This is a genomic window from Vreelandella gomseomensis (genome assembly GCF_031451645.1).
In the GTDB taxonomy this organism is placed as follows: domain Bacteria; phylum Pseudomonadota; class Gammaproteobacteria; order Pseudomonadales; family Halomonadaceae; genus Vreelandella; species Vreelandella gomseomensis.
The window spans coordinates 299,486-323,694 of sequence record NZ_JARWAI010000003.1; the positions used below are offsets into that span (position 1 = coordinate 299,486).

At 56.2% G+C, this 24,209-nt stretch carries 26 protein-coding genes; 11 read left to right on the plus strand and 15 right to left on the minus strand.

From position 1 onward, the window contains the following. Positions 1-239: 239 nt before the first annotated feature. From QC815_RS05490 to argC, 5 genes are all read right to left on the minus strand, one after another. Positions 240-998 (minus strand): amino acid ABC transporter ATP-binding protein, encoded by a 759-nt coding sequence (locus QC815_RS05490; protein ID WP_268902627.1) that lies wholly within the window; start codon positions 996-998, stop codon positions 240-242. Positions 999-1,009: 11 nt separating this feature from the next. Continuing rightward, positions 1,010-1,681: an amino acid ABC transporter permease gene (locus QC815_RS05495; protein ID WP_230445421.1), complete on the minus strand. Its 672-nt coding sequence runs from the start codon at positions 1,679-1,681 to the stop codon at positions 1,010-1,012. Positions 1,682-1,775: 94 nt separating this feature from the next. Then, positions 1,776-2,540 carry a transporter substrate-binding domain-containing protein gene (locus QC815_RS05500; RefSeq protein ID WP_230445420.1) on the minus strand — a complete coding sequence of 255 codons (765 nt, stop codon included), beginning with the start codon at positions 2,538-2,540 and terminating at the stop codon, positions 1,776-1,778. A 184-nt stretch (positions 2,541-2,724) separates the two neighbouring features. Next, positions 2,725-3,078: an iron-sulfur cluster insertion protein ErpA gene (erpA, locus tag QC815_RS05505; protein WP_027337329.1), complete on the minus strand. Its 354-nt coding sequence runs from the start codon at positions 3,076-3,078 to the stop codon at positions 2,725-2,727. 134 nt (positions 3,079-3,212) lie between these two features. Next, a complete protein-coding gene (gene argC / locus QC815_RS05510; protein WP_230445419.1) occupies positions 3,213-4,247 on the minus strand; it encodes an N-acetyl-gamma-glutamyl-phosphate reductase in 1,035 nt (344 codons plus the stop codon). Positions 4,248-4,378: 131 nt separating this feature from the next. Here argC and QC815_RS05515 point away from each other — a divergent pair, with 131 nt between their 5' ends. The 5 genes from QC815_RS05515 (at position 4,379) to QC815_RS05535 (ending at position 9,190) form a co-directional block, all read left to right on the plus strand. Continuing rightward, entirely contained in the window at positions 4,379-6,181 is a 1,803-nt protein-coding gene (locus tag QC815_RS05515; RefSeq protein WP_230445418.1) for a chloride channel protein, read from the plus strand. Between the two features lie 9 nt (positions 6,182-6,190). Further along, positions 6,191-6,622 carry a protoporphyrinogen oxidase HemJ gene (hemJ, locus tag QC815_RS05520; RefSeq protein ID WP_230445417.1) on the plus strand — a complete coding sequence of 144 codons (432 nt, stop codon included), beginning with the start codon at positions 6,191-6,193 and terminating at the stop codon, positions 6,620-6,622. Further along, the gene (gene thiD / locus QC815_RS05525) at positions 6,622-7,431 is read left to right on the plus strand and encodes a bifunctional hydroxymethylpyrimidine kinase/phosphomethylpyrimidine kinase (RefSeq protein ID WP_309767380.1); all 810 of its coding nucleotides are present in this window, start codon (positions 6,622-6,624) and stop codon (positions 7,429-7,431) included. The genes hemJ and thiD overlap by 1 nt, the downstream gene beginning before the upstream one ends. A 35-nt stretch (positions 7,432-7,466) precedes the next feature. Further along, entirely contained in the window at positions 7,467-8,747 is a 1,281-nt protein-coding gene (gene hemL, locus QC815_RS05530; protein WP_230445415.1) for a glutamate-1-semialdehyde 2,1-aminomutase, read from the plus strand. 173 nt (positions 8,748-8,920) lie between these two features. Beyond that, positions 8,921-9,190 (plus strand): hypothetical protein, encoded by a 270-nt coding sequence (locus QC815_RS05535; RefSeq protein WP_230445414.1) that lies wholly within the window; start codon positions 8,921-8,923, stop codon positions 9,188-9,190. A 50-nt stretch (positions 9,191-9,240) separates the two neighbouring features. On the opposite strand, the gene QC815_RS05540 is transcribed toward QC815_RS05535, so the two are convergent. The 6 genes from QC815_RS05540 to QC815_RS05565 form a co-directional block, all read right to left on the minus strand. Beyond that, positions 9,241-9,963, minus strand: coding sequence for a hypothetical protein (locus QC815_RS05540; RefSeq protein ID WP_230445413.1), 723 nt, complete (start codon positions 9,961-9,963; stop codon positions 9,241-9,243). Positions 9,964-10,020: 57 nt separating this feature from the next. Further along, complete coding sequence (locus QC815_RS05545) at positions 10,021-10,590, minus strand: hypothetical protein (RefSeq protein WP_309767384.1); 570 nt, start codon at positions 10,588-10,590, stop codon at positions 10,021-10,023. A 327-nt stretch (positions 10,591-10,917) separates the two neighbouring features. Continuing rightward, positions 10,918-11,748 carry a CsgG/HfaB family protein gene (locus QC815_RS05550; protein ID WP_230445411.1) on the minus strand — a complete coding sequence of 277 codons (831 nt, stop codon included), beginning with the start codon at positions 11,746-11,748 and terminating at the stop codon, positions 10,918-10,920. 55 nt (positions 11,749-11,803) lie between these two features. Then, positions 11,804-12,226 carry a curli assembly protein CsgF gene (locus QC815_RS05555; RefSeq protein WP_230445410.1) on the minus strand — a complete coding sequence of 141 codons (423 nt, stop codon included), beginning with the start codon at positions 12,224-12,226 and terminating at the stop codon, positions 11,804-11,806. Beyond that, positions 12,226-12,696: a CsgE family curli-type amyloid fiber assembly protein gene (locus tag QC815_RS05560; RefSeq protein WP_230445409.1), complete on the minus strand. Its 471-nt coding sequence runs from the start codon at positions 12,694-12,696 to the stop codon at positions 12,226-12,228. The genes QC815_RS05555 and QC815_RS05560 overlap by 1 nt, the downstream gene beginning before the upstream one ends. Before the next feature lie 77 nt (positions 12,697-12,773). After that, on the minus strand, positions 12,774-13,463 hold the full coding sequence (locus tag QC815_RS05565) for a LuxR C-terminal-related transcriptional regulator (RefSeq protein ID WP_230445408.1): 690 nt from the start codon (positions 13,461-13,463) through the stop codon (positions 12,774-12,776). 265 nt (positions 13,464-13,728) lie between these two features. On the opposite strand from QC815_RS05565, the gene rdgB reads away from it, so the two are divergent. From rdgB to QC815_RS05585, 4 genes are all read left to right on the plus strand, one after another. Further along, positions 13,729-14,337: an RdgB/HAM1 family non-canonical purine NTP pyrophosphatase gene (rdgB, locus tag QC815_RS05570; RefSeq protein WP_230445407.1), complete on the plus strand. Its 609-nt coding sequence runs from the start codon at positions 13,729-13,731 to the stop codon at positions 14,335-14,337. Next, a complete protein-coding gene (hemW, locus tag QC815_RS05575; RefSeq protein WP_230445406.1) occupies positions 14,330-15,499 on the plus strand; it encodes a radical SAM family heme chaperone HemW in 1,170 nt (389 codons plus the stop codon). Before rdgB ends, hemW begins: the two co-directional genes overlap by 8 nt. Before the next feature lie 34 nt (positions 15,500-15,533). After that, complete coding sequence (locus QC815_RS05580; RefSeq protein WP_230445405.1) at positions 15,534-16,217, plus strand: YiaD family glycine zipper/OmpA-like lipoprotein; 684 nt, start codon at positions 15,534-15,536, stop codon at positions 16,215-16,217. Positions 16,218-16,292: 75 nt separating this feature from the next. Beyond that, complete coding sequence (locus QC815_RS05585; RefSeq protein WP_230445404.1) at positions 16,293-17,138, plus strand: 23S rRNA (adenine(2030)-N(6))-methyltransferase RlmJ; 846 nt, start codon at positions 16,293-16,295, stop codon at positions 17,136-17,138. 23 nt (positions 17,139-17,161) lie between these two features. On the opposite strand, the gene mnmE is transcribed toward QC815_RS05585, so the two are convergent. The 4 genes from mnmE to rpmH all read right to left on the minus strand — a co-directional run bounded on the left by mnmE (position 17,162) and on the right by rpmH (position 20,993). After that, the gene (gene mnmE / locus QC815_RS05590) at positions 17,162-18,532 is read right to left on the minus strand and encodes a tRNA uridine-5-carboxymethylaminomethyl(34) synthesis GTPase MnmE (protein WP_230445403.1); all 1,371 of its coding nucleotides are present in this window, start codon (positions 18,530-18,532) and stop codon (positions 17,162-17,164) included. Positions 18,533-18,628: 96 nt separating this feature from the next. Further along, complete coding sequence (yidC, locus tag QC815_RS05595) at positions 18,629-20,335, minus strand: membrane protein insertase YidC (protein WP_230445402.1); 1,707 nt, start codon at positions 20,333-20,335, stop codon at positions 18,629-18,631. Between the two features lie 114 nt (positions 20,336-20,449). Next, positions 20,450-20,845, minus strand: a complete 396-nt coding sequence (rnpA, locus tag QC815_RS05600; protein WP_230445401.1) for a ribonuclease P protein component — start codon at positions 20,843-20,845, stop codon at positions 20,450-20,452. A gap of 13 nt (positions 20,846-20,858) precedes the next feature. Next, positions 20,859-20,993: a 50S ribosomal protein L34 gene (gene rpmH / locus QC815_RS05605; RefSeq protein WP_074398078.1), complete on the minus strand. Its 135-nt coding sequence runs from the start codon at positions 20,991-20,993 to the stop codon at positions 20,859-20,861. A 532-nt stretch (positions 20,994-21,525) separates the two neighbouring features. On the opposite strand from rpmH, the gene dnaA reads away from it, so the two are divergent. Next, positions 21,526-23,001 carry a chromosomal replication initiator protein DnaA gene (dnaA, locus tag QC815_RS05610; protein ID WP_230445400.1) on the plus strand — a complete coding sequence of 492 codons (1,476 nt, stop codon included), beginning with the start codon at positions 21,526-21,528 and terminating at the stop codon, positions 22,999-23,001. A gap of 56 nt (positions 23,002-23,057) precedes the next feature. Beyond that, entirely contained in the window at positions 23,058-24,161 is a 1,104-nt protein-coding gene (gene dnaN, locus QC815_RS05615; RefSeq protein ID WP_230445399.1) for a DNA polymerase III subunit beta, read from the plus strand. Positions 24,162-24,209: the final 48 nt, after the last annotated feature.

Genomic DNA, 24,209 nt, shown 5'->3' on the forward strand with positions numbered 1-24,209 from the left:
TGCAAGTTTATCCACCGGTGAAATAAAACACGCCTTGTCCACCGCTGCATACCGGAGTTGTTACCGCGACTGTGAACAAGAGGCAAGCCACCTGGTGTATCGCGCCTAACGCCAGCGTGCCGCTGGATGGCAGCGGATTGGCATGGATCGTAAAAAAATACTATCCACAGGCAAAAAAAATGGCCTGTGAAGATCACAGGCCATGAAACGCGGTCTTTAGAGCGGGATAATTGGCTGAATCAGTGCTTGAGTACCCGCGCTAAAAACGATTGGGTGCGTTCGTGCTGAGGCGTATCGAAGAGCTGTTCAGGAGGGCCTTGTTCGGTAATTTCGCCTTGGTGAATGAATATCACCCGGTCAGCAACCTCGCGGGCAAAACCCATTTCGTGGGTAACGATCACCATGGTCATACCTTCTTTTGCCAGCTCGCGCATGGCATCCAGCACCTCACCGATCATTTCCGGATCAAGGGCCGAGGTAGGCTCGTCAAACAGCATCAGCCGGGGTTCCATGGCCAACGCGCGGGCCAGTGCCACGCGTTGCTGTTGGCCGCCTGACAGCTGGCTTGGGTACTTGTCCGCCTGATCCGAGATGCCGACCCGCTCGAGCAGTCGCTTGGCAGTCTCCAGGGCGTCGGACGCGCTCCAGCCGCGTACTTTCATCGGGGCCAGGGTAATGTTGTCGATAACGCTCAAGTGTGGAAACAGATTGAATTGCTGGAACACCATGCCGACTTCGGTGCGGATGGTCTGCAGCGCCTTGCCACTTTTGCCATGGGGTAGCAATTCGTTGCTATCGACCTCCAGCTTACCGGTCTGGAATTCTTCCAACCCGTTGATACAGCGGATCAAGGTGGACTTACCCGAGCCGCTGGCGCCAATCACCACGACGACTTCGCCGGGGGTGATCTCCATGTCGATATCCTTGAGTACGTGCAGGCTGCCAAAGTGTTTATTGAGCTGCTGCATACGCACAATTCGCTGGGGTGTGTCGTTCATTGTGCGTCTCCTTATTGGCCGACCAGGCCTTTGCTTTCAAGCTGGCGCAGGACAATCGATAGGGTCCAGGTAATGGCGAGGTACATGAGGGCCACCATCAGGTAAACCTCCATGGCCGTGAAGGTGCTGGCGATATATACCTGCCCTTGGCGAACCAGTTCACCCACGCCGATCACTGAAAATAGGGACGTATCCTTGATGCTGATAATGCCCTGATTACCCAGCGGCGGGATCATGCGGCGAAACGCCTGCGGCCAGATGACATAACGAAACGCCTGGGTACGCGACAGGCCAAGTGACAGGGAGGCCTCGCGCTGGCCGCGTTCAATGGACTGGACGCCGCCCCTTACAATTTCGGAGATATAGGCGCCGGAGTTGACCGCAATGGCGGCAATACCGGCCACCAGGGCATTGATAGGACTTCCGAGCAGCTGCGGCAGACCATAGAAGATAAACAGCACCTGGACCAGAATTGGCGTGCCGCGAAACACCTCAACGTAGACGATGGCAGGCCAGCGCAGCCAGCGAAGTGGGCTGATACGCAGCAGACCAAAAAAGATGCCGATAAAAAAGCCGATGGCGAGGCCGCCAAACGAAATCAGCAGGGTATAGGGAATCCCCGGCAACAGGTGGGGAATCGAGTTGATGGTCGCTTCCCAATTAAACTCAAAGCTAGGATCCACGCGCGTTCTCCTGAGAGATGAGAAGACAAACGAACAGGGCCGGGGGCTATGCCGCCCGGCCCTGATGAAATGGTTAAATCATGATCAGCGCTGATCAGTCGTCGCTGGGGGCTTCCCCAAACCATTTTTCATAGATTTCATCGTAGGTGCCGTCTTCGCGCATCTCGGCCAAGGCGTCGTTGGTGGGTTCTACCCATTCGCTGCCCTTGTTGAAGACGATGCCATACTGCTGACCTTCATAAAGCGGGCCTACGACCTTGGTGCGGCCTTCACCGCGGGTCTGGGAGAAGTACGCGACGTTAGGGGCATCGTAGAAGACGGCATCCACATTACGTCCCAACAGCGCCATGTACATGTCGGAGGTGCCCGGGTAGGGAGTAAAGTCAGCGTCGTCACCAAACTTGTCTTCCAGGAAGTCGTAGCTGGTTGAACCCGTCTTGGTGGCGATGGTCATGCCTTCCAGATCATCGATGTCTTCAACATCGCTATCGGCACGAACGATGATCCGCAGACCGGAATCGTAGTAGGGATCAGAGAAGTCAACGACTTCCGCCCGCTCTTCGGTAATGGTGATACCGGCAATGGCAATTTCCTGGTTGCCAGTTTGCACCGCAGGAATAATGCCCGAGAAGTCCATGGTGGTCAGGTTGACGTCGAACCCGGCACGGTCAGCCACTTCATTGATGATGTCGATATCGAAACCGACCATTTCACCGGTATCTTCGTCCATCATTTCGAAAGGTACGAAGCTTGGATCCGTCGCGACATTGACGCTGGGAGTTTCCTGGGCGTGGGCCGCGCCGCTTAATGCCAGCGCAAGCGCCGAGAGGGGAAGGGTGGTGCGTCGTAGTGATTTCATGAGTTTTCCCGTGATTTGTATGGCTCAGTACGTCTGGAGCAGCGAGGGCTGCCGCATAGCAGGCGTCTGAGTCTGTTATTGACACTATAACCTTGGCGAGAAACGCTCAGGGCGTCAAGTCACGGGAATGGCATGTGGTAAACGCTGGGCCGGTGCGGAACCACCGGAACAGCCGATGGAGAGGCTACACCATGAATGAGGCGCCGCACCCGCAAGTGGTGGTGGCATTGGGGTTCTGTACCCGAAAGCGGGCACCTGCCAGGCCTTCTTCGTAGTCGACGGTTGATCCCACCAGGTACTGGTAAGACAGCGGGTCGACCACCAGGGCGGCATCGCCGAATTCGATCACCGTGTCGTCATCGGCAACGGTATCGGCAAAGTCAAAGCCGTATTGAAATCCCGAACAGCCCCCTCCGGTAACGTAAACGCGTAATTTCAAGGTGGAATTTTTTTCTTCTGCCATCAAGGCGTTGATCCGTTTTTGTGCGCTATCGGACAACAATAATGGCGTAGGAACGAAGGATTCTGCGCTGCTCATGGCTACCTCCCGTGAGCGAGTGGGGCGGCTAATGCTTGGTGTAAAACACACGCCCCTTAACAATTAGTCTGAACTAGCAATGATTATGCGTAACACCCAGCAAAAGGGTCAACTATTACCCGACCTGATCGATGTCAGGGCATGACCGCCGGCGCGCTGAGTCCGGTGGTTTCGTCAAAGCCAAACATCAGGTTAAGGTTCTGGATGGCCTGTCCAGACGCGCCCTTGACCAGGTTATCAATCACCGAGAGTACAACGATCGTGTCGCTATTTTCAGGGCGGTGAATGGCGATGCGACACGTATTGATGCCTTTGACACTGCGCGTTTCTGGATGGCTGCCTGCAGGCATCACATCGACAAACGGCTCGTTTGCGTAACGTTGTTCAAAGCGCGCCTGAAGGTCGCCGGGGTCAACGGTGAGCTGGCTGTAAAGCGTGGCATGAATACCGCGAATCATCGGCGTCAGGTGGGGAACGAACGTCAGTCCTACCGGCGCTGAATGCATATCGCCCAGGCCTTGACGGATTTCGGGTAGATGGCGATGTCCTGAGGCGCCATAGGCCTTCATGGATTCGCCGGCTTCGGCGAGCAGCGAACCGACCTTGGCGCCGCGTCCCGCGCCGGTGACGCCGGATTTACAGTCGGCAATCAGCCGTCCGGTATCCACCAGGCCTGCTTCCAGCAGGGGAAGATAGCCCAGTTGAACGGCGGTGGGGTAACAGCCAGGCACGGCGACCAACCGCGCAGTCTTGATTCGTTCGCGATACAGCTCGGGCAGTCCGTAAACGGCTTCATCCAATAGTTCAGGGGCGCCATGGGGCTGGGCGTACCAGGCCGCCCACTCGTCGGCGTCGCGTAGTCGAAAATCCGCAGACAGGTCGATGACACGGGTGCCCTTGTTCAGCAGCTCCCCCGCCAGCGCATGGGCAACCCCGTGGGGAGTGGCGAAAAATACCGCGTCCAGGCTGCCCAACTGGTCGGCATCCGGCTCGCTGAACGCCAGCGTGTCGTAATGGCCGCGCAGATTGGGGTACATGTCGCTGACCTTTACGCCTGCTTCAGAGCGCGACGTGATCATGGCCACGCTAACCTGAGGGTGCTGGGCGAGTAGCCGCAGCAGTTCAACGCCGGTGTAGCCTGTGCCGCCAACAATACCTACCTTTATCACACCATACTCCTTGCGGATCTCTGAGCGGAAATCGAATCGCCAACGGCTTAAGCATAGGATACCAAGCTGTTTATGCGTATCCAGCTATGATACACAAGAGTGTATAGACACAAGAGCAAGGAAGGTTGCCTGTGGCGCGTTTTTCTCGATCCGATTTCACCCTGGACAGTTTCCGACGCCAGCTGGCAAACGTCGATGCGTTGCCGCAGCTATGCGTATTGGGTCTGGTCTCGGGTCTGATCACCGGCGCCTTGATGGTCATCTTCCGCCTGTTGCTGTCGGCGGGGGGATTGCTGTTGATGCCCGATGGCGACCCGGAAGCCTTTGAGGGGCTGGCGCCTTGGGTGCGCGCCGGACTGCCGTTTCTCGCCGTCACCTTGATCGGTGTATTGCTTTATCGACAAAAAGCGGCTGCCCGCAAGCTCGGTGTCGGCCATGTCATTGAGCGTCTGACGTATCATCAGGGCCGCTTTCCGTTGCGCAACTGGCTTAACCAGTGGTGGGTGGGGGTAATAGCGGTACTCGGTGGTCTCTCGGCAGGCCGGGAGGGGCCTGCCATTCATCTGGGCGCCGCCGCGTCGAGCGGCCTGGGCCTGCGGATGCGCCTGCCCCACAATAGCCTGCGGGTGCTGGTGGCGTGCGGCACGGCGGCGGCGATTTCAGCGTCGTTCAATACTCCGATTGCCGGGGTCATCTTCGCCATGGAAGTGGTCATGATGGAATACACCCTGATGAGCTTCATGCCCGTTATCCTGGCGTCGATGATGGGCGCGCTGGTGGCGCAGCTGGTGTATGGCAACCAGCCGGCGTTCGATATTCCCGACGTTGCGCTGGGTTCGCTGATGAACCTGCCGTGGGTGATCCTGCTGGGGTTGGTGATTGGTTTGCTGGCCGGCGGCTTCATTCATTTATCGCGGCTGCAGCGTTTCCAGCAATGGCCGCTGTGGTTCCGCTTGGGTACGGTGGCGGCGGTAACGGGCGTTGCCGCCTTCTGGTTTCCCGAGGTGCAGGGGATCGGCTATGACAGCGTGGCTGCTGCGCTCAATAACCAGCTGACGGTTCAGGTGCTGCTGGCGCTGATGGCGGTCAAGCTGGTGGTTACCGGGTTAACGGTGGCCGGCGGCGTGCCTATCGGGATTATCGGTCCAGTACTGGTGATGGGGGCCGCCACCGGCGCACTCAGTGGCTTGCTGGGCGCCTGGGTATGGGAGGCCAAGGCGGCCGATCCCGGTGTCTATGCCATGCTGGGCATGGCGGCGATGATGGGCGCGGTGCTCCAGGCACCGCTGGCGGCGTTGATGGCACTCCTGGAACTCACCCATACGCCGGGTATCATGTTGCCGGGCATGCTTGTCGTCGTGGTGGCGTGCCTGACCTCGCGTCAGCTCACCGGCTGTGAGGGGTTTTTCATCAGCAGCATACGCTATGGCCTGCACCCGCTTCAGCAACCGCTGATGCAGGCGTTATCGAGGGTATCGGTGCCGGCTGTGATGGAGCGCAACCTGGTGCGGACGACGCGAATGATAAGCCCTGACCAGGCGAGGCGCTTGCTTGAAACCAATCCGGTGTGGCTGGTGATCGAGCGTTCCAGTGGCGATAAACCGGTGCTCGGACTCAAGGCAGCTGAGCTGGCGCGCTGGCTGATCGAGCACGACGAAACTCACGGCATCAATGCCCCCGCGGATGACATGATCGATCTCCTGGAGATTCCCGGTCAACGGCTGGAAATGGCCCCGATTGCGCTGCAGGCAACCCTGTCGGAAGCTTTTCTGGCCTTGCAGAACAACACCCTCGATGCGCTTTACGTGGTGCATGGATATCGACCGAAACAACAGCGTATTTCGGGTATCATCACCCGGGGCGCTATCGAACGTTACTACCACTACCGCGATCCTCGCGACAGCGATTCGTCTCACAAAGAGTCCTCAGCCTAAGGAGTTACAATGTACTTATGGATCAAAGCGATTCACCTGATCGCCATGGTGACCTGGTTTGCCGCCCTGTTCTATTTACCCAGGCTGTTTGTCTATCACGCCCAGGCGCGGGATGCAGGTGACAGTCAGGCGATGGCCTACTTCACGACAATGGAACGCAAGCTTTATCGGGGCATCATGATGCCGTCGATGATTGCCGTGCTGATTTTTGGCGGTTGGCTGCTGTTTCTTGCGCCGGTCTGGTTAAGCCAGGGGTGGATGCACGCCAAGCTGCTGCTGATCGTGCTGCTGATTGCTTATCACCACGTGTGTCTGATTTACCTGAAGCAGTTCAGCCAGGCACGCTGCACCAAAAGCCATGTGTTTTTCCGCTGGTTCAATGAGGCACCGGTGATCGCGCTGATCGGCATCATCCTGTTGGCGGTGGTGAAACCGTTCTGATGCCCCAACCATTACCGCCTGTTGTACTCGTGCTGGCTGGCCATGATCCGACCGGCGGCGCCGGGCTGATCGCCGATAGCCAGTCGATCTCCGCGTGTGGCGGCTGGGCCGTTACCATTCCCACGGCGCTGACCGTGCAGAGCTGCCAGGACGTCGTTCGCGTGATGCCGACGGATGCCCAACTGATGGTCCAGATGGTGGATGAGATCGCTTCCATGCCGGTGGCGGCCATCAAGCTGGGCCTGATCAGCCATGAGGCGACGCTTGAAGCCGCCGTGGCGATCATTCGACGTTTTCCAGGCGTACCGGTGGTGGCCGACCCGGTATTGAAGGCCGGCGGCGGTGCCGAGCTCTCGACCCCTGAATTACGTCAGCAGTATCGCGAGCAGCTGCTTCCGATGGTGGATATATTGACGCCCAATCGCGCTGAGCTGGCCATGCTCACCCCTGAGTGTCCGCCAAGCGATGACGATACGGCGAGAGCCGTGGCGCTGCTGTCTCTTGGCTGCCAGGCCGTCCTGGTGTCGGCCACGGATGATCCGCTGCCCGGCAATGACGATCAGGTTGTGTTGACGCTGCATTCGCCGGATAACACCCGGCAGTGGCAGTGGCCCCGCTTACCCGAGACGTTCCATGGGTCAGGATGCACGCTGTCATCCGCCATTGCGGCGCGCCTGGCTGATGGTGAGCGCTTACTTATAGCCTGCGAGCAGGCACAGCACTTTACCTGGCATAGCTTGTCACAAGGCTATCAGCCGACAAGCGGGCAGTGTTTACCCAACCGTTCCCCGCATACTTCACGTTTTTGACTCTATGACGCCATGCGATTAATCAAGAGGACGCCATGACGACTTCCGCTGAACTGTTTGAACTTGCCAGCCGCCATATTCCGGGCGGCGTAAACTCGCCGGTGCGGGCTTTCAAAGGACTGCACCGCCCGCCTGTCTTCATGGAACGCGCCCAGGGCGCTCATTTGTTCGACGTGGAAGGCAATCGCTACGTCGACTACGTGGGCTCCTGGGGCCCCATGATTACCGGCCATGCGGATCAGGACGTCCTTGCCGCCGTGCGTGCGCGGCTGGACAACGGCCTGTCATTTGGCACGCCCACGGCGGTCGAGACCACTATGGCGGATCTGATCTGCGAGATGATTCCGTCGATGGAAATGGTACGCATGACCAGCTCCGGCACCGAGGCGACCATGTCGGCCATTCGGCTGGCACGCGGCGCGACGGGGCGCGACAAGATCGTCAAGTTCGAAGGCAATTACCACGGCCATTCTGACTCGCTGCTGGTCAAGGCGGGCTCCGGTGCGTTGACCCATGGTGAGCCCAGCTCGCCGGGCGTGCCTGCGTCGCTGGCGGCGCATACCATCACGCTGTCTTACAACGATCCCGAAGGCGTCGAAGCCTGTTTCGAAGAGATGGGCGATGAGATCGCCTGTATTATCGTCGAGCCGGTCTCCGGCAACATGAACTGTATTCCGCCGCAGCCGGGCTTTCTGGAAACCCTGCGTCGGGTGTGCAATGAGCACGATAGCGTGTTGATTTTCGATGAAGTGATGACCGGCTTCCGGGTAGCCCTTGGCGGTGCTCAGGCTTACTACGGCGTAACCCCCGACCTGACCTGTTTGGGCAAGATCGTCGGCGGCGGCATGCCGGTCGGTGCCTTTGGTGGCAAGCGTGAGATCATGCAGAACATCTCGCCGATGGGGCCGATCTATCAGGCGGGTACCCTCTCCGGTAACCCGCTGGCCATGGCCGCGGGGATTGCGCTGCTGACCAAGCTTCAAGTGCCCGGCTTCCACGATGCGTTGGCGCAGCGGGTCGAAACGCTGTGCAATGGCCTGCAGGAACGCGCGAATGCGGCCGACGTTCCGATGATGACCCAGTCGGCCGGCGGCATGTTCGGGGTGTTCTTTACCGGCCAGCGCCGTGTGGATAACTTTGCTCAGGCGACGGCCTGTGATCCGGAAGCGTTTCGCCGCTTCTTTGGCGCCATGCTCGACCACGGCGTCTATCTCGCACCATCGGCGTTCGAAGCCGGTTTCATGTCCAGCGCCCACACGCCGGAAGATATCCAGTTAACCCTGGACGCCGCAGAAAAAGCCTTTGCAAGCATGTAACAGTAAGTAACGAGTATCCCGCTATACTCTAAGAGCCGCTGACAACCAGCGGCTCTTTTTGTAAGGGGAGGGCCATTATGAAACATTGCTTTACGTGGCCAGGCGCCGCGCTATTGGCCATTGGGCTGACCTTTCATCCACCGATTACGGCACAGACGCCACAGGAGGCATCAATGTCTCAAATCCGCATCACCATGGAAGGCACTGAGGGCGCTGCGTTTTCCGCCCGTTGGAAAGTGACCCACGAGGGTGAAACCACCGAGCACGTTGAGGAAAACGGTCGCGTACCGGCTGAATTCAGCTATGAGGGCGAAGCACTTGAGGGCACGGTAACGCTGTTGAGCGACGGTGATCGTCTGGAAGTGGATATTCAAAAAGGCACTAACCGCTCGCGATCATCCACTCAGGGCAAGGGCGGCACGTTAACGGTATTGATCCGCTAACAAAAAAACCGCCCCTGAAAAGGGGCGGTAGTCTTAGGCAAGGCTTCTAATTAGTAGCCTTGATAAACACTGTTAGTATTACCGCTACCAGTGGTCAAAATTTGGCTAAAGTGTTGACCATTGCTTAGTCCACCAACACCTGACTGACTGACAATTTGACGATTGTCATTTCCGACGGTGCGCACAAACGAATCGTGGCCTTCTCCTGTTTGTGTGATTTTAGTAAAGTTACGATTTCCATCAGTCAGGATGTGACTATCCAGTTCATTACCGCCTTGATAAACACGGTCTATATTTCCATTTCCTACTGAGGAAATATAGCTATCATTACGGTTGCCATCTTGCTCGACTAAAGAGTCGTTATCGCTTCCATCCTGCTTGATCCATGAATCATTATACTCACCCAGTTGGTTGAGTTTAACTTTGTTATCGTTACCTTCTTGCCGAACAATTGACTCATTGAATCCAGGTGACACTTTCGCAACTCCAACTTCGTCATCCTGAACAACCGTTACTCGGTTACGGTCTCCGGTTTGTGTAATTCGTGAGTACTGAGTTCCCCATTGGGTCACGTTGTTTACGTTGTCATCGCTACCAGCTGTTTGTGTGATGTAGGAATCACTGCCAGCACCGCTGCCTTTTGTATATCCAGCCATGGTATCAATGGTATTGATACTACCGTTGAAGGTTGTGCTTGGCGTTGTTTGAGCAAAGCTTGCAGAACTTAAAGCGATGGCAACAGCGGCAGCGATAGTAGTTAATTGCAGTTTCATGGTGTTTCCCCTTTACGATATACTTGCTTTAGTTATTACTGAAACAACCCATGTTGCTCAGTAAGTTTCGACGGTGACCGAGCGTGCATTGCCTGAAAACGCTTGCTGTTCAATGCTAATGCCGTAGGAGCCACTCCCCGAATGCGAAATGCTGACGTTACTGTTTTGACCGTTCTGGATGATTTGCGAGTCAAGAGAGTTACCGATCTGCGTAATGTTGGCTTCGTGTCGATTACCATCTTGACGTATCAGGCCGGTGTTGTCCGAGCCTTTCTGATTAATCATGGCGTCGTTATAGTTGCCGTTCTGTACAATGGAAGCTAAATTAGCCTTATCTTGGCGGCTGCGACCCTGGTTGATGAGATTGGTATTTCCATCACCTATTTGCCGGATCACCGCTACATTGGCTCGGCTTTGAGCAAAAGCTTCTTCAAAACTGTCTAATTGAACGCTATTCTCAGTAATAAACATTTGAGCTTGCTCATTATTAACTTGGTTTTCTTTTGCCGAAACAGTAACGGAGAACGCCATGAGTACTGTCACCAGCCCAAAAAACAAGCTAGCTTGAGTATCCCTGAACGTAATACCACGTTGCGAAACGATAGAGCCGACCCATTTGATTTCCATGGTTACAATCCTGCCTTTTTGTGACTTTGTGTAATTGTTTGTTGAGTTAAGTATGGAGGGAATCGACGCGGTTACCATAGACACTTAAGTTGAATTGAAAGTTAAAAAACTCATGTTCATGAGCGAAGTAAAAGTGAATTTTTTCATACTGGTAGGATTTGCTATAGGCTTATAATGAGAAATAGAAAAAACCACTACTTTAACGAGGAGGTAATCTATCATCAGGCCTCTTACAGCTGGATATGAATTTTTATTCATAAAAAAAGGTCATGTATAAGCATGACCTTCAGCGTGAGCCTGGCTGGGCTTTTGTTGGGGTATTCGTCGTTATAACTGAGGTATGGGCGCGTTCAGGTAGTCCGCCAAAATGGTGTCATTGAAGTTGACATCGTTGGGCAGATTCCATAACCGGTTTTCTACCCCTTTTGCGATCAAATGGATAACTGAAGCATCGACAGCCGACATGACGGCCATTTGTACGGGTTCATTGGTGGTAACCCCCGCTTCAAGCTCAAGCAATCGGCTGAAGTCGATGAAACGGTAGACACCCGCCCGTAATTCTTTGGAGTAGATCGTTTTCGTCGTAGTGACATTCGCCAATACCTCGCCTGATGAAATCTCCACTGCCCTGAGGTTGACCGTCACCTGATCCACCTGGTACTGGCCTGAGGCCCCAATACCGAAATATTCCGCCCCGGCACCCCCGGTACGTATATTGGATTCATAGGCGATGATACCGCCTTCCAGCATAACGGAAGCGGCGCGTAACGATGGCAATGTGTCAGGTTGTCCAAAGCGTTCGAATTCCGCACGGATGATGCGCCTTTCTGTTAGCAGGTTCTGTAAGCCGACCCGCTCAAGGGGAATAAACCAGCCCGAGTCTGCCAGTGCCCCGGTCAGCATTGCTGCGGCACCCTGAGTTACCGCAGTGGAGAAGGTGCTGGCGGGGGCCGGTCGGTACTGGCCTGTCTGGTCTCTGAAATCATAGACTGAGACAAAGATGCGCCCAGCCGGTGGCGGTAGTGATACAAGATCCTGGTAAGTTGCGCCCCTTGGCGTGAGCGTTGCCGGTGCGCCTTCCAGGTTTTCTGACGTGGCCATAGTGCTGGCACATCCACTCAGCCACAGCGCCAGCATTGCAACGATAACAATTCTCATGACTGTCCCCTTGTTTTATAGTGTCTACTTTTTTGATTGGGTGTATCGGTGGAGTTCAAGGGTTGAATAAACCGCCAACATTGATATTTGTAACATCGCCGGTGATCTTATCTACGACTCGGACGGTCAGTTGGCCACCATCATCCCTGACGACCACACCAAACTCGTCGCTATCGAAACTGCCTTCTCCAACGTCACCATTTCCCACATCGCTGATAAGCTGTGAAATAAGTCGGCTTTCCAGGCTCTGAATTAAACGAGCCGTCGATGAAAGCGGTTCAGAGCGACGAGAGTTAGGGTCGGTATTAGTATCTTGGGCCTGTGCTTTGCCTAGTAGATAACTTCCTGTAAAAGGGTTCCCGCCAAATGACGGGTTGATGGGTTCGTAGACGAGGTCTCCCGCGTGAGCCTGCAGCGTTAACAGCCCAGCCAGCAGCGCTGTGCCTATACCTGCGGTGCGAATTGCCTTTGCTTTCATTATCGTAACTCCTCTCTTCCCAAGTCTTTGTCGGAAGATAGCGCTGAGCTCAGTTGTTGACGTAGTAGTGCTTCTTCCACGGTTTGTACGGCTTCCTCCGCGGCACGGTCAGCTTCGCTGATGCGCGGAGAGAGCTGTGTACGGAAATACATCTGGTTGCCTTGCATAATCCACAGCTGGCTTCCCCAACGGGCGTCGGGGCGTTCCTGAATGGTGATGGTGGCGTTGCCAATGATCATGTTACCCATGGCTCGCTGGCTGAAGGCGCGATAGAAGGTTTTACCTGCCATGGTGATGGTGCGGTCGACCAATACACCGGTGAGCTCGCTACTGGGGCTGCCGCGTTCTTGGATGGAGGGGCCATCAGGGCTTGATAGTTGGTTAATGGCGTCTACCGCCTCCTGCTCATCGACGGGCGCTGGTTCATTTGGGGGCGTAGGTTCATTGGCTAGCACCAGTGAAAGACTCATCCATATCAATAACCCTGTCAGGGCGTGTCGACAGTAACGTAGCGGTGCCATAGCCAGTTCACTCTTGTAAGACGTTATCAGTGGCGTTGCAGGCTTCGTGCAGTTTCGATGTTGGGCAGAATCGGGCCCAGATTCTGATGAATCCAGTTCAACGCTTGAATACGGTTATGTACGTTGATTTTGCGGAAAATGTTGTACAGGTGAGATTTGACGGTGTGCTCGCTGAGAAACAGTTTTTCGGCGATTTGATGGTTCGATGCGCCGGCACTCAGCAGCGAGATAATTTCCATTTCCCGGTTCGTGAGGCCGCAGGCGGGGCGAAAGGCGTTGTTCTGATACTTGCGATAGAACAGGATCAACCGGGTCATGAGTTCGCGGGACATCCACAATTCGCCTTCCAGCAACGCATGAATCCCCTTGCAAATGACATCCAGGCTCTCCTGGCGATAGAACACCCCTTTCAATTGCGCACACGACAGAGCTTCAAGGGCGTGATCCATATCGCGAATGTTAAACGCGGCCAATGGCGCGTTGCTGAGCGCCTCGGGTAACTGATGTTGCCAGTCCGGCAGGGTATCAACGCCAATATGATCGCTATCGATCAGCATCAAGGTGTCACCTACTGGCGGTGCAGTGACCTTTTCATGGGGTGACTGAATCTGCACATGGCACTCGGTATGAGCCGCCAGATATTCCGCAAATAGTTGTGACTGTGGGCTTTTTTCGGTAACGACAAATACCGTGTTGGTAGCCTTTTCCTGCGGCATTGGGGAGATCCTCGTAGAAAGAACGCATGAGCAGGTAGTCACTTGAGTGTATCTATTAGTTTTTAAATGTAAATGTATGTTACTTGATTTGTAGGATTAAAATTCGCCTAAGTAGTGTTTTTCTGATTTAAATATATGAATAATAACAAATATTATTTTTATAATACTTGAAAGATAGTTTTTATAGAAACATACCGTTACATTATGACTGCCTTTGTCATGGCAGTAGCATGTAAACTGATCATCCATTCCAGGAGGTCGCCGGATGACCAGCACGCAAACGCTCGTGCTTGCCAGCGGAAACGTTGGTAAGTTGAAAGAATTTAACGAATTACTATCGCCGCTTGGTTTTGACGTACGACCGCAGGCCGATTTTGGCGTGCATGACGTGGCCGAAACGGGTGTGACGTTCGTTGAGAACGCCCTGATCAAAGCGCGTGAGGCAAGCCGGCAAAGCGGATTGCCTGCCCTGGCCGATGACTCGGGTCTGGAAGTGGACGCATTGCATGGCGCGCCGGGGATCTATTCCGCACGCTATGCGGGCGAACCCAAGAGCGATCAGCGCAATAACGCCAAGTTACTCGAGGCGTTACAGGACTGCCCCGAAGGGCAGCGCACGGCGCGTTACTGGTGTGTGCTGGTGTATCTGCGCCACCCTCATGACCCGGTGCCGGTCATCGTGCAACGCAGCTGGGAGGGCGAGGTGCTGGCCCACCCGCGTGGAGAAGGCGGTTTCGGTTACGATCCGCTGTTCTGGCTGCCTGACCAGGGAATGAGCGTGGCGGAACTGCCAAGCGAGAGCAAAAACCGTCTCAGTCATCGTGGCCGGGCACTTGCCGGCCTGGTGGAGGTTTTAAGGTTGGCCCATGGGTGAGCCATTGCCACCGCTTTCGCTGTATATCCATACGCCGTGGTGTGTCCGCAAATGTCCTTACTGTGACTTCAACTCTCATGAACCTCATAGTCAGACACTGCCCGAAGCACGCTACCTTCAGGCGCTTCTGCAGGATCTGGATGCGGATCTTGCGCTGGCAGCGGGACGTACGCTTGAGACGGTTTTCATTGGCGGCGGTACGCCGAGCCTGCTGTCACCCGACTTTTATCGGCAGTTATTGAATGAAATTGGTGCGCGGCTGCCTTTAGCCAACGATATCGAGATTACCCTCGAGGCGAACCCCGGTACGACCGAACAGACGCGGTTTGTCGGCTATCGGGAAGCCGGTATCAATCGACTGTCGCTGGGTGTGCAGAGCTTTCATGCCGCACAGCTTGAAGCACTTGGCCGTATTCACAGTGGCGACGAGGCGGTTCATGCCGTTGAACAGGCGCGCGCCGCTGGTTTTCAGAATATCAACGTCGACCTGATGCACGGCCTGCCTCAACAAAGCGCGGATCAGGCGATGGCCGATATTGACCAGGCCCTGGCATTGGCACCGGAGCACCTCTCCTGGTATCAACTGACCCTGGAGCCCAATACGGCGTTTTATGCTCACCCACCGGTATTGCCTCAGGAGGAAACCCTTTGGGATATTCAGGATCTGGGCCACCAACGCCTTGAACAGGCGGGGTTTGCACGTTACGAGATTTCGGCCTACGCCAGGCCGCTTCGTCAGAGCCGACACAACATCAATTACTGGCAGTTCGGGGATTATCTGGGCATTGGCGCGGGTGCCCACGGCAAGCTGAGTCATATTGACCGTGAGGGACGTTGGCACATCGAACGGCGCTGGAAAACGCGCCAGCCCGATGCCTACCTGCGGCGCCTCAATGACCCGCGCGGCTTTGTTGCCGGCAAGCAGGCGATCGCCGAGTGCGAACTGCCGCTGGAGTTTGCCATGAATGCCCTGCGTCTGACCCGGGGGGTGCCGTTGTCGATTTGGTCTGCGCATACCGGGTTAGCCGATGAGGTGCTGTTGGCGCGCTTGCATGATGCTGAGAAAAAAGGACTTTTGATGGAAATGCCCAAAAGGCTTCAAGCTTCCCCTCAAGGTCTATTATTCTTGAATGAATTGCTGGCGTTGATCAGCGATGAGTAACCTCATAGACGCAAGACAAGCTAAGGAGTGAGCGATGCGTATTTATCGACTACTGACCCCGTTGGTGGCTGCCATGTTGGTGGCCGGCTGTGCAAGCTCAAGTCCCTACGGCGGTGGTGAAACTCAACGCTCCAGCACCGCCACCGGCACCGGTATTGGTGCTGCCGTTGGCGCCGTCGCCGGCGCGCTATCCGGGGACGGTAGCAGCAGCCGTCGTGACCGTGCCGTGATTGGCGCGGCTGTTGGTGCAGCCGCCGGCGCCGGCATCGGTGCCTACATGGATCGCCAGGAAAAGCAACTGCGCGAAAACCTGCAGGGCTCGCGTATTGAAGTGGATCGCCGCGGCGACGACATCGTCCTCAATATGCCCAGCAGCGTGACCTTTGGCTTTGATTCCGCCGAGTTGACCAGCGAAGCGCGCAGCGCGCTCAATGAAGTGGCCAACGTGGTAAGCCAATATACCGATACCCGGGTCAATATTGCCGGCCATACGGATAGTACTGGTGATGACGCCTATAACCAGCGTCTTTCGGAGCGCCGCGCTCAAGCAGTGGGCAGCTACCTGGGCCAGAATGGCGTGTCGCCAGCGCGGTTAAATACGCGGGGGTACGGCGAATCGCAGCCGGTGGCCAGTAACAATACCGAGGCCGGACGCAGCCAGAACCGCCGCGTCGAAATTACCCTGACACCCACTGGAGATGGCCAGCAACAAGGCTGAGCAGTGTGATTGCAATGCGCCACCCCAAGCCCGCTATGCTGACGTAGCGGGTTTTTTTATGAGCGACCTATCATCATGTTGTCATATCAACACGCCTACCACGCAGGCAATTTTGCCGACGTACATAAACATTTGACGTTGTTTGCGACCCTTGAGTATCTCCAGCGTAAACCCTCGCCGGTTACCTATATGGATACCCATGCGGGGCGCGGGCTGTATCCGCTATCGGGCAAAGAAACCCAGCGGCTTCAGGAGTATCGCGAAGGGGTATGGCCGCTCTGGCACGCAACTGATTCGCTTTCCAACCCGCTGCTCGTCGAGTGGCTGGCGACGTTATCCCGCGCTCAGCCTGCGCCAGGCAAGCTGACCCATTACCCCGGCTCTCCCTGGTGGATAAGCCAGGCGCTACGCGCCAAGGAGCGCCTCTACGGGTTCGAGCTGCACCCCGGAGAGCATCAGCATCTGGATGACCAGACGCTGGCAGATGGCGCCGAGCGCATACATGGAGATGGCCTGGCAGGGCTATGCCAACGACTGCCCGTGCCGACACCCCGCGTGTGTGCGCTGATTGACCCTAGTTACGAACGTAAAGACGAGTACCAGGAGGTAGCGGACGCGCTCCGCCAGGCACTCGCGAAAGCCCGTCACGCCGTGATCCTGGTCTGGTATCCCTTGCTGCCTGCCGGGCATCACCAGGTGCTGCTGGAGGCGCTAGCGCACAGCGGCATACGTAAAATATGGCGCAGCGAATTATGCTTGCGTCCGGCGGGCAGCCTTGAACGCGGCATGTTCGGCAGCGGTATGCTGGTGATCAATCCGCCCTGGGGGCTTGATGAACGCATGGCCGGCGCCATGGATCAGCTGACGCCGCTGTTGGGCGCGCAGAGCCGCTATCACGCGGATTGGTGGGTCCCCGAATAACTCGTCACCGTCATCCCCGAGGCTCATTTACCGATGCAGAAGCTGCCGAAGATTTCGCCCAGCAAGTCGTCGGCGCTGAATTCGCCGGTGATTTCGCCGAGTGCCTGTTGAGCGTCGCGCAGGTCTTCCGCCAGCAGCTCGCCTGCACCGTTACCTTCGAGCTGAACACGGCCGGTTTCCAGGGCGCGCATTGCCCGGTCAAGGGCGTCCAGGTGGCGACGGCGTGCTGAGAAGCGCCCTTCGGTATTGGCGGAAAAGCCCATGATGTCTTTAAGATGGGCTTTCAAGTTATCCACACCCCGTCCGGTTTTCGCCGATAGCCGCAACGTGGGCGGGGCTGTGGATAAATCAATGCCCGGTTGCTCAGCGCTGGTATCGATCTTGTTGCGGATCAGCGTTAGACGCGTTTGATCGGGCAGGCGAGCGACGAATTCAGGCCAGATGGCCATCGGGTCGGTGGCCTCAGTAGTAGACGCATCGACGAGTAGCAGCACACGATCAGCGCGTTCAATTTCTGCCCAGGCCCGGGCAACACCGATCTTTTCCACGGCGTCAGGCGTGTCACGCAGGCCTGCGGTATCAATGACGTGCAGGGGCATGCCGTCGATGTGGATATGTTCGCGCAACACGTCCCGGGTGGTGCCCGCGATGTCCGTCACGATAGCGGTATCCTGCTCGGTGAGCGCATTGAGCAGGCTCGACTTGCCTGCATTGGGGCGCCCGGCGATCACCACGCTCATGCCTTCGCGCATGAGCGCCCCCTGGCCGGCCGCGGCCCGCACGTCGATCAGTTCCTGGTGGACGTTGTCGAGCAGGCTCGCCACGTGGCCGTCGGCAAGAAAGTCGATTTCTTCCTCGGGGAAATCAATCGCTGCCTCGACGTAGACGCGTAGCTCGATGAGTCGCTGTACCAGCGCTGACACCCGGTTGGAAAACTCGCCTTGAAGCGAGCGCACTGCGTTTTCAGCCGCCGAGCGCGAGGTGGCATCGATCAGGTCAGCAATTGCCTCGGCCTGGGCTAGGTCCAGCTTGTCGTTCAGGAAGGCGCGTTCGGAAAATTCGCCAGGCCGTGCCAGCCGAGCGCCGAGCTGGACGCAGCGCTCGAGTAGCATATCCATGATGACCGGCCCGCCGTGGCCGTGAAGTTCGAGGACATCTTCGCCGGTGAAGGAGTGCGGGTCGGGGAAGAGCAGCGCGATCCCCTCGTCAATGCTGTTGTCGGCCCCCTTGAACTCGCCATGGTAAGCATGACGGGGCGCGGGGCAGTGTCCCAGCATGGCAGTGGCGATATCGCGGCTGGCCGGCCCGGAAACACGAATAATACCGACACCACCGCGACCGGGAGGGGTTGCCAGGGCGGCGATGGTGTCTGGGGTATAGAGTCGGTCAGCCATGAGGTCTCTCGCTGCAAAAATAGCTAGTTTGAATTTTTCAGGCCTAAAACGCCAGACCCCCGCAAGGGCGGGGGTCTGGACGTCTTCGCTAGCGGCTTACTTCTTGGTTTTCATGCCTTTCCCAATACTGGGATCCTGCTCGACTTTGCGCGTGATGAAATACTGCTGCGCCACCGAGATGATGTTGTTGACCACCCAGTAGATAACCAGACCCGCCGGGAACCACAGGAAGAAGAACGTAAAGATGATAGGGAGCATCTTCATGATCTTCGCCTGCATGGGATCGGGCGGTGTGGGGTTCAGCAGCTGCTGCACGTACATCGAGATACCCATCAGGATCGGCAGGATGAAGTACGGGTCTTTCACCGACAGATCCTGAATCCAGAACATGAAGGGCGCGTGGCGCAGCTCTACCGATTCCAGCAGCATCCAGTAGAGGGCGATGAACACCGGCATTTGTACCAGAATGGGCAAACAGCCGCCGAGCGGGTTGATTTTCTCTTTCTGGTAGAACTTCATCATCTCTTGAGACATTTTCTGGCGGTCATCGCCATACATCTCTTTGAGACGCTGCATCTCAGGGCCGAGCTTGCGCATCCGCGCCATCGACTTATAGGCCTTGGCAGAAAGCGGGAACAGCACGGTCTTGACCAGTACGGTCAATAGAACGATCGACCAGCCCCAGTTGCCAACGATGTCGTGGATCTTGTCCAGCAGCCAGAAAAGCGGGTTGGCCAGGAACCACAGCCAGCCATAATCAACGGTCAGGCGAAGATTGGGGGCTACGTCTTCAAGATGGTCCTGTATTTTGGGGCCCATGTAGAGCGTGGCACCCAGAGTGGCGTCTTCTTCCGGTGACAGCTCGCTGGTGGGGCCAGCAAAGGCCACGACGTTGCGATCACGGGAATCCGTTGAAACGTAGTAGAGGTTTTGCTGATCCTGCGAGGGCGCCCAGGCCGACACAAAGTAGTGCTGGATAATTGCTATCCAGCCGCCTTGTGCTTCGCGATTATTGAAGTTGCCGGCCTGAATATCGTCAAAATCGATTTTTGCGTAGCGTTCTTCTTGGGTCGAATAGGCAGCACCGAGATAGGAATTCATGCCCATACTGACGCCACTAGACGGATCCGGGCTGTTATCCCTGGCGAGCTGCCCGATAAAGCGCGCGCTGACCGGCTCGTCGGTGTTGTTGGCCAGGTAATAATTCACATCGACGGCATAGTTACCGCGTTCGAACGTCAGCCGCTTGATAACCTCGATACCGTTCACTTCAGCACTGAGGTTCACTTCAAGCTGGTCTTCGTCATCGCCCAGCAGGTACTCGTCGCTATCCGGCGTGAACGCAATGCGGCGCGCTTCGCCGTCAAGCTGCAAGCCCGAGCGCGCTACGTAGCTGCGCGTCTGGTTATCGGAAAGCAGGATGTAGTTGCGGCTTGAGTCGAGCGTCTGCTTATGCTGGGGCAACGCGGCATACACAATATCGCCCCCGTGCGGGTCGATACGCACATCCAGCACGTCGGTGGTGACTGCGATGAAGTCACGGCTGTCGCTATCGCTTGCGTCGCTGTCGAGCGTCTCTTGAGGTGAGGCGTCGCCGTCGCTGGGAACAGAGAGATCATTCGCGTCGTCGCCACGAGATGCATCGCCGCCGCCAGACCCTGCATTATTGCTGCTGGTTTGGCTTTGCGATATCTCCGACGACGATTGATAAGACGTCTGTCCGTAATCCTGATTCCACTGGACAACCAGCAGATAGGCCAGAATGGCTAGCGGAATCAGTAATATAAGTCGTTTTACGTCCATGAGGGTTCTGCCCGCTGGGTGGTGAACATGCTAATGGCGCAGTGTCAATTACTCGACCCTTGACACACGAAAGCCTGCCAGGCGGCAGGCCGAGGTCGAGTGGTGAGGTGCCCATCAAGCGTTGCGTATTGAGCCTTCAGGCGGCGCACTGGCCGACTGGGCATCGCGCCGAAGCCGTTTCCACATGCCATGAAGCTGACGGTAGACAACATCATTTTCCATGTCTTGGACGCCACGTCGAGCAAGCACCACGATATCCACAGCGGGAAGCTGGTCTTGACGTAGGCGGGCTGACTCGCGAACGAGCCTTTTGAAGCAGTTACGATCAACGGCGAGCTTCACATTTTTTTTGCTGACTATCAGGCCCAGGCGCGGATGCCCGAGGGTATTCCAGCGCGCAAGCGCCATCATCCCTTTACCATGAACCTTGAAGTCTGCCTGCTCAAAAACGAAGCGGTAATCCCCAGCGTTCAATAACCGACAACACCGGGGAAAACCTTGATGTGGCACACGCAAGCCGAAATCAGGCGCTCAGACGCTTACGGCCCTTGGCGCGGCGACGGGCGATGATGGCGCGGCCATTTTTGGTTGCCATACGAGCACGGAAACCATGCGCGCGCTTGCGCTTGAGAACGCTAGGTTGAAAAGTGCGTTTCATAACTCGTTATTCCCACGTGGTTTAGGACGGAAAATGAATTCCAAAAGGCCCGGTCCAGTGAGGAACTAGCCGGGAGATTCAATTCAAGACCCGAAATTGTAGAGGCTTCCCGCGTTGCGTGCAATTTTTCCTTGCAAAAAATGCCTTCTGCAGAGGCGCTTGCCTGTCGCATCGACATCGCCAAGCGGGCAATATATCGTCTAGTGATGCACAGGCGATGATACCGCCTTGCTGTGGCTAATAGTGGGGATACTTTTTGTTAGTAACCCACTATTATTGTTTTTATTCAAATGCTTACTGTTGGTTCAGTGTTGTGGACAAGTGTCCTTAAAGTGGATGATAAGCAGTTGATTAGCTGTGAATTAAAGCGTCGTCAGGGTTGACTTTCGGGATGCTCCCGTCAGTTCGGGAGGCGACTTAAACGGCGAGGGTTAAAGTTTTCCACAGCTTGTTGAATCGCTTCTTGCCTGTGTGGATAACCACGCCGTTGGGCGCTACAATGGTCGGCCTTTTTCAATCGATGGTGAGATGAGTGTCACTCGCGCTTTGGCAACAGTGCCTGGATTACCTGCAGGACGAGCTGAGTTCCCAACAGTTCAATACATGGATACGTCCATTGCAGGCCGAAGATAGTGAGTCCAATGAGCTTCGCTTGTTGGCGCCCAACCGGTTTGTGCGTGATTGGGTGAGTGACAAGTATGCCAAGCGAATTAGCGAACTGGTGCGTGAGCTATCTCCTTCGAAGCCTCCCAAGGTCAGTCTTACGGTCGGCAGCCGGCGGCCGGCCACACCAGCCCCCCAACCTCGTGATTTGGGCAATCCGGTATCTGCCGCACCGGCGCCGCGTTCATCACCGGCGGTTCATACGCCGCCGCGTGGTGACATTGCCGATGAGCGTGAGATAGACCAGCTACGTGAAGAGAACGAAGAAAATAACGGCCGTCGCAATAATGATCGCCAGGTTCAGGTTGAAGGCAGTCTCAAGCATACCAGCGGGCTGAACCCCAATTTCACCTTCGACACCTTCGTTGAGGGTAAATCTAACCAGCTTGCCCGCGCGGCCTCGCGGCAGGTCTCGGAAAACCCCGGTGGCGCCTATAACCCGCTTTTCCTGTATGGCGGCGTTGGCCTGGGTAAAACCCACTTGATGCATGCGGTCGGGAATGGGCTGGCCGTTCGCCGCGAAAATGCGCGCGTCGTGTACCTTCACTCTGAGCGTTTCGTTGCCGACATGGTGAAGGCACTTCAGCTCAACGCGATCAACGATTTCAAGCGTTTCTACCGTAGCGTAGACGCGCTGCTCATAGATGACATTCAGTTTTTTGCTGGTAAAGAACGGTCGCAGGAAGAGTTCTTCCATACGTTCAATGCCTTGTTGGAAGGCGGGCAGCAAATGATCCTGACATCCGACCGTTACCCCAAGGAAATCAGCGGTGTAGAAGAGCGTCTGAAATCCCGCTTCGGGTGGGGGCTTACTGTCGCCATCGAGCCACCCGAACTGGAAACCCGCGTTGCGATCCTGATGAAGAAAGCCGATCAGGCCAAGGTCGACCTGCCCCATGACGCGGCGTTCTTCATCGCCCAGAAGATTCGCTCGAACGTGCGTGAACTCGAGGGCGCGCTCAAGAAGGTGATTGCCGATTCGCATTTCATGGGCAAGACCATCACCCAGGATTTTATCCGGGAGTCGCTCAAGGATCTGCTGGCATTGCAGGACAAGCAGGTGGGGGTCGACAACATCCAGCGCACCGTGGCGGAGTATTACAAGATCAAGGTGGCCGACCTGCTCTCCAAACGACGCTCGCGGTCAGTGGCCCGGCCACGCCAGGTGGCCATGGCGCTGGCCAAGGAGCTGACGAACCATAGTCTGCCCGAGATCGGCGATGCGTTTGGTGGCCGTGACCATACCACCGTGCTGCACGCCTGCCGCAAGGTTAAATCGCTGCAGGAAGAGAGCGCGGATATCCGCGAAGACTACAAGAACTTGTTACGCCTACTGACCAGTTAATCCCTCAGGACGGACCTGTCTCTAGCAGGTCTTTCAGGATATAGAACGGAGTATTGATGAAATTTTCGATTTCCCGAGAGGCGCTGCTACGTCCGCTAACCCTGGTAGCCGGGGTCGTAGAGCGCCGTCAGACATTGCCTGTCCTGTCTAACGTATTGATTCAGGTGGACGGCGACCAGGTGTCTCTGACAGGCACAGACCTTGAAGTGGAGCTGGTCGGTCGTACCGTTGCCAGTCAGGTCGACGCCCAAGGCTCGGCTACCGTGCCGGCGCGTAAATTGATGGACATATGCAAATCACTGCCTGATCAATCCGATATTCAGCTAGCGGTAGAAGAAGGACGCGCCGTGCTGCGTAGCGGTCGCTCGCGGTTTACGCTGTCCACTTTGCCGGCTGCCGAGTTCCCATCCATTGAAGATGGGGAGGGGAATCAGGCGCTGAGCGTGCCCCGGGGGACGCTCAAACGCCTGATCGAATCGACATCGTTTGCCATGGCCCAGCAGGATGTACGCTATTACCTCAACGGCATGCTGCTGGAAATCCAGAGTAATCTGCTGCGTACCGTGGCGACTGACGGTCACCGTCTGGCAATGTGTTCGCGGCCTGTCGATGTCGTGGTCGACCAGTCTCAAAAACTGATCGTGCCTCGCAAAGGCATCCTTGAACTGTCTCGCTTATTAGATGACAGTGATGAACCCGTCAGCTTGACATTGGGTGCGACGCACGTGCGCGTGCATACCGGGGATTTTACGTTCACGTCCAAGTTGATAGACGGCAAGTTTCCCGATTATGAACGCGTCGTTCCGCGCAACGGCGATAAAGTATTGATTGCCGAACGTGCGGAACTCCGCCAGGTGCTTTCACGAACCGCTATCTTGTCCAATGAAAAGTATCGTGGCGTGCGCCTTTATCTGGAGGAAAACAACCTCAAGGTAATGGCCAACAATCCCGAACAGGAAGAAGCCGAGGAGAACATTGCGGTCGAGTATGCCGGATCTGCCATGGAGGTTGGTTTCAATGTTGGTTACCTGGTCGATGTGATGAGCGTGCTGGACGAAGATCGTGTCCAGATCACCCTTGCTGACCCTAACAGCAGTGCGCTTCTGGAAGAGCCGGGCGGCGGTGACGCGCTTTACGTTGTTATGCCCATGCGGCTGTAAGCACCCTCTTCATGATCCTGCTCCTCACGGCGGCGCTTCTGTACAGGG